8 protein-coding genes and 1 pseudogene are annotated in these 8,179 nt (G+C 67.9%); all 9 read right to left on the reverse strand.

From position 1 onward, the window contains the following. Positions 1-174: 174 nt before the first annotated feature. Positions 175-858: a hypothetical protein gene (locus MEICH_RS0116885; RefSeq protein WP_027893571.1), complete on the reverse strand. Its 684-nt coding sequence runs from the start codon at positions 856-858 to the stop codon at positions 175-177. 24 nt (positions 859-882) lie between these two features. Continuing rightward, positions 883-1,365 carry a hypothetical protein gene (locus MEICH_RS0116890; protein WP_027893572.1) on the reverse strand — a complete coding sequence of 161 codons (483 nt, stop codon included), beginning with the start codon at positions 1,363-1,365 and terminating at the stop codon, positions 883-885. Between the two features lie 117 nt (positions 1,366-1,482). Next, entirely contained in the window at positions 1,483-1,938 is a 456-nt protein-coding gene (locus MEICH_RS0116895; RefSeq protein WP_157202873.1) for a hypothetical protein, read from the reverse strand. Positions 1,939-1,991: 53 nt separating this feature from the next. Next, positions 1,992-3,134 (reverse strand): bifunctional glutamate N-acetyltransferase/amino-acid acetyltransferase ArgJ, encoded by a 1,143-nt coding sequence (argJ, locus tag MEICH_RS0116900; RefSeq protein WP_027893574.1) that lies wholly within the window; start codon positions 3,132-3,134, stop codon positions 1,992-1,994. Positions 3,135-3,231: 97 nt separating this feature from the next. Further along, a complete protein-coding gene (argC, locus tag MEICH_RS0116905) occupies positions 3,232-4,197 on the reverse strand; it encodes an N-acetyl-gamma-glutamyl-phosphate reductase (RefSeq protein WP_027893575.1) in 966 nt (321 codons plus the stop codon). 6 nt (positions 4,198-4,203) lie between these two features. Beyond that, positions 4,204-4,749, reverse strand: coding sequence for a Uma2 family endonuclease (locus tag MEICH_RS0116910; protein WP_027893576.1), 546 nt, complete (start codon positions 4,747-4,749; stop codon positions 4,204-4,206). Positions 4,750-4,766: 17 nt separating this feature from the next. Continuing rightward, the gene (gene argF, locus MEICH_RS0116915) at positions 4,767-5,708 is read right to left on the reverse strand and encodes an ornithine carbamoyltransferase (protein WP_027893577.1); all 942 of its coding nucleotides are present in this window, start codon (positions 5,706-5,708) and stop codon (positions 4,767-4,769) included. A 132-nt stretch (positions 5,709-5,840) separates the two neighbouring features. After that, positions 5,841-7,754, reverse strand: a complete 1,914-nt coding sequence (locus tag MEICH_RS0116920; RefSeq protein ID WP_245587700.1) for an APC family permease — start codon at positions 7,752-7,754, stop codon at positions 5,841-5,843. 117 nt (positions 7,755-7,871) lie between these two features. After that, a pseudogene (locus MEICH_RS25700) lies at positions 7,872-8,179 on the reverse strand (hypothetical protein); the annotation flags it as partial.

Below are 8,179 nucleotides of genomic sequence, written 5' to 3' on the forward strand. Positions count from 1 at the left end.
GGCGTACGTCCTACGCAAAACGCAAGATGCAAGACGCAAGACGCCCCTTCTCCACCCCCCTTAGCAAGGGGGGCCGGGGGGATACCCCCTCCCCGCGCGCGGGGAGGGGTTTCTTCTACACCACAGGCCCCTACCTTTCGCTGACGGCTTACAGCTTATCGCTTCCCGCTCTCCCTACCGTGCCTGCACGCTGATGCGGTTCCCTGCTGCGTCTACCGCGATGATCGTCGCGGAGCGAACGGGGACTTCGACGTAGAAAGGGACCTCCTTACCCTTGGGCAGGGAGAGGGTGTTGTAGAGGGTCTTGCCGCCCTGCTGGTACTGCACGACCACCTTGTCCACGCCGGTGTCGTCCAGGGCGCGGCCGGTGATGCGGATGCCCTTGTTGACCGGGGTGCGCTCGACGATGGGCTCCTGGTTTTCCGAGCCGGGCGGGGGGGCGACGGTGCGGGTGGTGTACTCGACGATAGGCTCGGTGCGCTCGAGGCGGATCTGCGGCTGCCGGGCGTCGAGCACCAGGGGCAGCCTCATCTCCCGGCTCCGGCCGCTGAGGTCGGTGGCGGTGATGGTCAGCTCGACCTGGCCCGACTGCGGGGTGTTGACGATGAAGCTGAACTGGTAGAGCTTGTCGCCGCGCTCCTTCTCCGGCAGTAGCTCGGTCTCCTTCTGAATGTTGCTCTTGACCCGCACGCTGCCGAGGCCGGTGTCGTCCATGGCGTAGCCCACCACCCGGACCTTGCGGTCTTTGAACACCCCGCCCTGCGGCTGGACCACCGACAGCAGGGGTGAGAGGGTGTCGTTGCTTCGCACGCAGGAGGTCAACGCGAACAAAAAGAGAATGGAGAGGAGCCAACGCATCCTCTCCATCCTAACAACCCCGGGTTAGAAGTACAGGCGCGGGCCCAGGTTGATGCCCAGGCCGAACGCCGAGTTACCGCCCGCGAAGGTGAAGCCCGGCACCACCTCGGTGAGCAGGCTGAACTTCCCGGCCACGGGGAACTCGAGGCCCAGGATGCCGCGAACCTGGAACGCCGTGGCGCTAGTGCCGCTGGTAGCAACCACCACCAGGCCACCGCCCAGACCAGCGTAGAGGTTAGGGCCCTGCAGCGTGAAAGGCAGCAGCACGTCAGTGGTAAGGCCAAAGAGGGTAGCGGCGGTCCCGCCCGCATTCCCCACCGCAACAGTAGCACCGCCCCGCAGGGTCAGCGGCCCTAGGAGGTTCTCCATGCCGGCTTGAAGCCCCAGGCTCATGCCGAAGGCGGGCGTGACGGAGATCTGACCGGAAACCGCCTCGCCGAATACCCGCCCCTGAGCAAAGGCACCGGTGAGCACAAAAACGACCATCAGAACGAGGAGTTTCTTCATATTCGTTCCTCCGGTCCAGAGTATATACAGAAAACGCGGAAAATCGTCAAGTCGGGAGGTCAAAATTAGTGATGGCAAGGGCCAAACTGCGCCCTTGCCATCTCGGCTAAGTGGGTTTTAGCGGAAGATCACGCCGACCCGGGTGCCGTAGCCGAAGCCCACGCCGCCCCCGCCCGCGAGGACGATGCTGGCACCAAGCTGCCCTTCCCCGTAGAAGCTGAAGGTGGTGCCGGCCAGGCGGTACTCAACCCCCAGCAGCGCGTGGGGGAAGATGTAGAACCCGCCGGTGGAAAGGAAGGCCCAGAAACCTGCTCCAACGCCTGCTCCATAGTACCAGCTCAGCTCGTTGCCCCCACCGACCGGGATCGGCATCTCGGCGAGGATGAAGTCGGCCGAGGCACCCAGGCCGGCGAAGGAGATGCCACCGCCGAAGCGCAGGCTGTTGCTCTGGTACTGGATGCCCAGCCACTCGGGGATCCCCGAGTAGACGCCGAAGCCGTCCGACTGGGCAAAGCCGAGGGAGCTAAGAACGAAGAGCATCGCCGATACTGCAAGAATTTTGATCTTTTTCACGCTGTCACCTCCTGATCCCGAGTCTAACACGTGAGCGTTACGCAAGCGTTAGTTCAGGTGGTGTAGAGCGCGTTGATCTTGACGTAACCTTCGGTCAGGTCGCACCCCCAGGCCATCGCCTGGGCGTCGCCCGCGCCGAGATCGGCCTCTACGAGCACTTCCTCGGCTTTCATGCTCTCGGAGGCCTGGCGGCGGTCGAAGGGCAGGGCGGCCCCGGCGTAGAGCGGCATCCCCTGGAGCTTGATGTGGACGTGGGAGGGGTCGAACTTCGCCCCCGAGCGGCCCAGCGCCATCATGACGCGGCCCCAGTTGGGGTCGTTGCCGTAGACCGCGCTCTTCCACAGCGGGCTGGCGGCGACGGTGCGGGCGGCCTCGCGGGCCTCGTCCTCGCTGCGGGCGCCCGTCACCCGCACGGTGATGAGCTTGGTGGCGCCCTCCCCGTCGCGGGCGATCTGGCGGGCCAGGGAGACGCAGACCGACTCCACGGCCTGCCAGAAGGCTAACGGGTCGGTCTCCCCGGCCGCGCCGTTGGCGAGGATCACGGCCATGTCGTTAGTGGAGGTGTCGTTGTCCACGGTGACCTGGTTGAAGCTGTGGTCCACCACGCGCTTCCAGCCGCGGCGCAGTTCCTCCTGCGGCACGGCGGCGTCGGTGAAGACGAAGCCGAACATGGTCGCCATGTTGGGGTGGATCATGCCGCTGCCCTTGGCGACCCCCACCACCCGGGCGCCGCCGGGCAGCGTGGCCTCGGCGGTCTTCATCACCAGGTCGGTGGTGAGGATGGCCTGGGCGAAGGGGGTGAGCAGGGGGCCCAGTTGCACGTTAGGCAGCGCCGCCTCGACCTTCTCCACCGGCAGCGGCACCCCGATGACCCCGGTGGAGGCGGTCAGCACGGCCTCCGGCGCGATACCCAGCCGCGCGGCGGCCAGTTCGGCCATGCGGCGGTCGGCCCGTACCCCGGCCTCGCCGGTGGCGCAGTTGGCGTTTCCGGCGTTGACCACGACGGCCTGTAAGGACCCCCCGGCCTCGCGCAATTCGCGCCCGCGCAGCACGCAGGGGGCGGCGGCCTGGTTCAACGTGCCCACGAAGGCCCACGAGCACGGAACCCCCGAGGCCACCAAGCTCAGGTCGGGCTTGCCGGAGGGCTTGATGTTGGCCGGGGTGGCCCCGGCACGGAAGCCGATGGGTAATTTCATAGTCGATAGCTTATAGCCGATAGCCGGTAGCCAAAAGCCAGAGCGAAGAAATCCTTACTACCGACCATTGACCATCGACTAGCGACGCTCCGAACGCTCAATCCCCGTGGTACTCGTAGGCGTGCGCCCCCTCGAGCCCCAGCATCAGGTCGAGGTTCTGCACCGCCGCGCCCGAGGCGCCCTTGCCCAGGTTGTCGAAGCGGGCGATGAGCAGGGCCTGCTCGCGCTCGGGGTTGGCGTAGACGAACAGCTCCATGCGGTTGGTGCCGTTGAGGGTCTGGGGGTCGAGCACGGGGTTGTGGGCGCCGTAGGTCTCCAGCGGCATCACCGTCACGAAGCGCTGGGCACGGTAGTGCTCGGCCAGGGCCGCGTGGAGCTCGGCGGCCGTGACCGGCCTGGGCAGGGCCCACAAGTGCACCGGGATCACGATCAGCATGCCCTGGGCGAAGCGCCCGACCGCCGGGGTGAAGATGGGCGGTCGCGCGAGGCGGGAGTAGCGGGTCATCTCGGGCACGTGCTTGTGGGTGAGCTCGAGGCCGTAGGCGCGGTAGTCGCCGGCCAGGCGGTGCTCCCCCCGGCCCTCCATGGCCTCGATGAGCTGCCGCCCGCCCCCGCTGTAGCCCGAGGTGCCCTGCACCGAGGCTGGGAAGGCCTCAGGCAGGAGCCCGGCGTCTACGAGCGGGCGCAGCAGGCCGATGGCCCCGGTGGGGTAGCAGCCGGGGTTGGAAACGAAGCGGGCCCGGCGGATCTGCTCGGCCTGGCCGGGGCCGAGCTCGGGGAAGCCGTAGACCCAGCCCTCGGCCACGCGGTGCGCCGAACTGGCGTCGAGGATACGGGTGCCGGGGTTCTCCACCAGGCCCACCGCCGCCTTGGCCACGTCGTCGTGCAGGCAGAGGATGGCCACGTCGGCCGCGTTGAGCAGGCGCTTGCGCTCGGACTCGTCCTTGCGCTTGGCGGGGTCGATGGAGAGGAGCTCGAGGTCGGTGCGCCCCAGCAGCCGCCCCCGGATCTGCAGGCCGGTGGTCCCGGCCTCGCCGTCGATGAAGACCTTGGGCTTTCTCATCAATGTTTACCAGGACAGCGCGAGGGGCGTGTCAGGAAAAGCCAGGGGAGCTACCGGCTCGGCGGGGTCGTGATCCAAACGGGACAGGTAACGGCTGCCCTTGGGCTGGCGGTAGACCTCGACCCGGTAGGCCTCAGGGTTTACGATCCAGACCTCGGGGATGCCTGCCTTCGCGTACACGGCCAGCTTTTTGCGGTCGTCCTCGAGGGTGGTTACGGCGACCTCGAGCACGAGGTACACGTCCTGAGCCTGGGGGTGTTCATGGCGATAATCGGCCACTCGGATCAGGGCCAGGTCGGGCTGAGGCATGGAGTGCTGGCCCAAACGGAGGGGGTTCTGGGTGCTAACCAGGGCCCTGCCCCGGAAATTCTCGTAGAGCGCGTCCTGAAACTTGCGTACCAGCGTGGCGTGAAGCGGTCCTATGGCCGGCATCTCGTAGACGACTCCCTCGATGAGTTCATAGCGTTTGTCCGGCGGCAAGTTCAGGCGGTAGAAGTCTTCCACCGTCAATTTGTAGCGACGGGATGGAGTCTGAGGCTCACGTACCGCCATGGGCTCAGTCTACCCCCTCAGCCTAGGAGGTGGTACAGCAGCGCCTTCTGGGCGTGCAGGCGGTTCTCGGCCTGGTCGAAGACCCGGCTCTTGGGGTGCAGGGTGGCCTCCTCCACGACCTCCTCGCCGTAGTGGGCGGGCAGGCAGTGCAGGAAGATGCCGTCCGGGGCGATGAGCTCGAGCATGGCCGGGGTCACCTGGAAGCCGGCGAAGTCCTTGATCTTGCGGCGCTGGCTGGCCTCCTGCTCCTGGCCCATGCTCACCCACACGTCGGTGTAGAGCACCTGCGCGCCCTCGGCGGCCTCGAGGGGGTCGTTGGTGAGGGTGACGTCGGCGCCGCGCTGCAGGGCGTCGAGGAGGATGACGGCGTTGGGCTCGTAGCCGCGCGGGGTGGCGATGGTGAGCTTGGCCCCCGAGAGCACCGCGCACTGGATGTGGGCGTTGGCCATGTTGTTGCCGTCGCCGATGTAGGCCACGCGCAGGCCCCGGGTGTCGGGGAAGGACTCCTCGATGGTCTGGTAGTCGGCCATGAGCTGCACGGGGTGGAGCAGGTCGGAGAGGCCGTTGATGACGGGCTTGCGCGAATAGCGGGCGAGCTCCTCGAGCGTCGAGTGCAGGTAGACCCGCGCCATGATGCCCTCCACCCAGCGCTCGAGGTTGAGCGCGATGTCGCGCACGGGCTCGCGCGTGCCCAGCCCGATCTCGGCGTTGGTGAGGTTGACGGCGTGCCCGCCGAGGTGGTTCATGGCTACCTCGAAGGTGGTGCGGGTGCGTAAGGAGGGCTTCTCGAAGATCATCGCCAGGGTCTGGCCCTCGAGGGGGCGCTGGCCCTTGAACTCGCCACGCTTCATGGCGTGGGCGGTGTCGAGCACCGCGCGGTATTCCTGGGGCGAGAGGTCGAGGTTGGAGAGGAAGTCGCGGCCTTTCAAGCTCTGCACGGGTTTGAGGGTTTCAACCACAGGGTGCCTCCGGGGTGAACGCACACTTATGCGTCCAGAGAGCACGATTATACAAGCGATGGCCGATAGCCGATAGCTCGACAGCCGGACGCGAAACGCCGGCGGCTGCTCCCCGTGCTGCTCGAGCCCTGCTCAGCCCCCCACGTGCACCACCGGGCGGCGCGAGGGGTCGGGCTCGGCCTGGCGCAGCACCTCGCGGGTGACCGGGGGCACGTCGCCCTCCCCGAAGGCCACGAAGGTGATGGCCTTGAAGATGGGGCTCGACTCGCTCCACTCGAAGTAGACGTGGGGGATCTTGCTGGTCTGGTCGCGCACGTAGAGCAAGAAGGCCGCGATGGCGTTGGGGATGGAAGGGCTCTGCAGCCGGATGATGGGGTAGTCCCCTACCTCCACCCCCCACACCTTGAGCACGTCGGAGAAGTCGGAGGCGTCGGGGACGAAGACCTCGAGGAAGGCCACGGGCTCGCGGGGGGGGATGTGGGTGTGCCGGCGCACGACGGCCTCCTTGGCGGAGTACTCCCCGATGTCGCCCCGCTGGCGGTGATTGGCGATGAAGCGGATTTCGCCCTGGGCTAGGTTACGCAGGATGCGCTGGGCGTCGGCGTCGATCTCGACCTGCTCGACGCGCAACTCCGTCGAGCGCAGGATGCGCGAGATGACCGACACCACCAGCACCCCCAGGATGAAGAAGGAGGCGATCTGGAGCCCGCTGGGGTTCTCGAAGACGATGACCGCCGAGGTGTAGACGAAGATCAGGCTCACCAGCCCGAAGCCCAGCGCCGCCCAGGTCTGCTTCTTGTGCAGCGCCGAGAGGGTGACGGCGATGGCGGCCGAGGTCATCAGCGCCAGCACGCCCGTGGCGTAGGCCCCGGCCTGGGCGTCCACGTCGGCCCGGAAGGCCAGCGTGACGACGAAGCAGATGAAGGTGAAGATCAGGGTGAGCGGGCGGGTGGCCCGCGCCCAGTCGGGGGCCATGCCGTAGCGCGGCAGGTAGCGCGGGGTGATGTTGAGCAGCCCGGCCAGGGCCGAGGCCCCGGCGAACCACAGGATCAGGATGGTGCTGAGGTCGTAGAAGGTGCCGAAGGCCTCGCCCAGGTGCTCGTGGGCCAGGTAGGCCAGCGCCCGCCCGTTGGCCTCGCCGCCGGGCTGGAAGGCCTCCGGCGGGATCAGCAGCGTGGTCACGAAGGCGCTGGTGATGAGCATGAAGCTCATGATCAGGGCGGCCGTGGTCAGGAGCTTGCGCGAGTTCTCGATGCGCCCCTTGGGGCGGCGGGGGTCGTCGTCGGGGCGGCCCCGCACCAGCGGCATCACCACCACGCCGGTCTCGAAGCCCGACAGGCCCAGCGCCAGCTTGGGGAACACCAGCAGCGCGGCCCCGACCACCGCGCCCAGCGAGGCGTAGTCGGCGTTCAGGCGGCCGGTCCAGTTAGCCAGGAGCGAGGGCTCGGCCGCGATGAGGCGGAAGCCCTCGAGCACCACCACCAGGCTCGAGCCGATGTAGAGCACCACCAGCACCACCGCGATGCCGATGGCCTCCTTGAAGCCGATGAGGAAGATGGCGCCCAACAGGGCCACCAGAAGCAGGGTGAGGGGCACCTGCTGGTGCATCCAGGAGGGCACGAAAGGGTTCTCGACGATGTGCTTGGCCGCGTCGGCGGCCGAGAGGGTGATGGTGATGACGAAGCCGGTGGCCACGAAGCCGATCAGGGCCAGCACCACGAACTTGCCGGTCCAGCCCTCGAGCAGGCGCTCGAGCATGGAGATCGAGCCGTCGCCGTGCGGGCTCTCCCCCGCCACCCGGCGGTACATCGGCAGCGCCCCGAACAGCGTCACCAGCACCAGCACCAGCGTGGCGATAGGCGAAAGGGCCCCAGCCGCCAGCGCGGCGATGCCGGGCTGGTAGCCCAGGGTGGAAAAGTAATCCACCCCGGTCAGGCACATGACCCGGTACCAGGGGTGGGTGGGGTGGTGCTCGGTCTTGGCGGCTTCGGGGCTGTAGAAGCCCTCGGTGCTTTGTTGGGGCTGGCCCTGGAGCAGCCAGCGCATGAAGGGGCTGAGTTGGGGTCTGGCTCGAGCCATAGGGCGTAGCCGGCGGCTACGAGAGCCTAGTGTACACCCGTTGCCCCGGGACAAGCGGCCGTGCGCTCACCCTAGGAAGCGGCGCTAGCGGAGGACCTCGAGCACGCTGTAGAGCCCGTCGCTGAGGGAGAGCTCGAGGTGGCCCCCGCCCGGCACGGCGTCCCGCGCGAACACCGCCCGGCCGCCCCGGAGCCCGGCCGAGAGGGTGGTGCGCCGGCCGTCTTCGGCGACGTGCACCAGAAGGGCGTGGGGGTAGTCTCGGTGGTTCCAGCTCAGCTCGAGGCGCTCAGGGGTGCGCTCGAGGGCCGCGCCCGTCGCCGGCACGCCGGCTTGCGGCCGGACCGGGGCCTCGCGGCGCAGGCGCACCTCCCCGCGCTCGAGCACCTCCACCG

The sequence above is a fragment of the Calidithermus chliarophilus DSM 9957 genome (assembly GCF_000430045.1).
Lineage (GTDB): Bacteria > Deinococcota > Deinococci > Deinococcales > Thermaceae > Calidithermus > Calidithermus chliarophilus.